The organism is Myxococcus sp. CA040A (assembly GCF_013336725.1).
GTDB classification, from domain to species: Bacteria; Myxococcota; Myxococcia; order Myxococcales; family Myxococcaceae; genus Myxococcus; species Myxococcus llanfairpwllgwyngyllgogerychwyrndrobwllllantysiliogogogochensis.
On sequence record NZ_JABUMR010000036.1, the window covers coordinates 1 to 1,678 of the forward strand.

The 1,678-nt window shown below is 67.5% G+C and carries 1 protein-coding gene; it reads left to right on the plus strand.

All coding sequences use genetic code 11. The annotated features are described in order from the left end of the window. Nucleotides 1-1,678, plus strand: a 1,678-nt coding sequence (locus HUA75_RS45975) for an amino acid adenylation domain-containing protein (RefSeq protein ID WP_174490127.1), incomplete at both ends; no start/stop codon positions are given.

Here is a 1,678-nt window from a genome sequence, read left to right on the forward strand (position 1 = left end):
CCTCTGCTCACGTTGGCGGAGAAGCAGCAGGTCCTCGCGGGTTGGAATGGCGTTGTCAGTGATTACCCGCGCGACGCATCCATCCCTTCGCTCTTCGCTCAGCAGGCCGCGCGTACGCCTGATGCCGTCGCCGTTGTGTCGGGTGAGGAGTCTGTCTCCTACGCTCAGCTCGACTCGCGCTCCAATCAGCTCGCCCATTACCTGCGCACTCTCGGCGTTCTTCCCGGCTCGCGCGTCGCCGTCCGTCTCGACCGCTCCGCTGACCTCGTCGTCTCCCTCCTCGCCATCCTCAAGGCCGGCGCCTCCTACGTCCCCCTCGACAAGGCCTGGCCTTCCGACCGCCTCGCCTTCGTCCTCCGCGAGTCCTCAGCCGGCGTCGTCCTCTCTCACTCCGACGTCGTCGATGACCTGCCTGCTTTCGGTGCCGTCCTCCTCGTCATCGATGAGGAGGCTTCTCGCATCGCGCGCCAGCCCCTTTCGGCACCCCTTCTGGACGTGACGGGCAATGACCTTGCCTACGTCATGTTCACCTCCGGCTCCACCGGTGAGCCCAAGGGTGTCTGCGTCCCTCACCGAGGCGTCACCCGCCTCGTCTCCTCTTCCTTCATCTCCTTCGCCGCTTCCGACGTCTGGCTCCACGCGGCCCCCGTCGCCTTCGACGCCTCCACCCTCGAAATCTGGGGCGCTCTCCTCCACGGCTCCAAGCTCGTCCTCGCTCCTCCTCATGCCCTGTCGCTCGAGGAGTTGGGCTCTCTGCTTGTCCGCGAGGGCATTACCTCCCTCTGGCTCACCGCTGCTCTCTTCGAGCAGATGGTGGCGACTCAGCCCGTCGCGCTGGCTGGTGTCCGCCAGGTCCTCGCCGGTGGCGACGTCCTGCCGCCTTCTCGCGTCCGCGAGCACCTCGCTCGGCTGCCCCCGGGCCACGTCCTCGTCAACGGCTACGGCCCTACCGAGAACACCACCTTCTCCGCCACTCACTCGCTGCGGAGTGGGGACTCCTTCTCTCGCTCCGTCCCCATCGGCGCTCCTCTCTCCAACTCCTCCGCCTTCGTCCTCGACGCCTCCTTCCAGCCCCTGCCTCCGGGCGTCCCTGGCGAACTCTTCGTCGGGGGTGACGGCCTTGCTTGGGGTTACCTCAACCGCGCTGACCTCACCGCCGAGCGCTTCGTCCCTCATCCCTTCAGCAGCACTCCTGGTGCTCGCCTCTACCGCACCGGGGACCGCGTCCGCTGGCTCGCCGACGGCACTCTCGAGTTCCTCGGCCGCTCCGACTTCCAGGTGAAGGTCCGCGGCTTCCGCATTGAGCTGGGTGAAGTCGAGGCTGCCCTCCGTCTCTTCTCCGGCATCCAGGAAGCCGTCGTCCTCGCTCGCGAGGACGTCCCCGGCGACAAGCGTCTCGTCGCCTACTTCACCTCGGCCGAGTCCTCTGTCGATGGCTCGGCGCTGCGCACATTCCTTTCGCAGCGCCTGCCCGAGTACATGGTGCCGGCCGCTCTCGTCTCCCTCCCGTCCTTCCCCCTCTCCGCCAACGGGAAGCTCGACAGGAAGGCCCTTCCTCCTCCCGACTTCGCCGCTGCCACCTCCTCCGGCGACGACTTCGCCCCTCCCTCCACCCTCACCCAGTCCCGCCTCGCCTCCATCTTCTCCGACGTCCTCGGCCTGGAGCGCGTCAGCATCC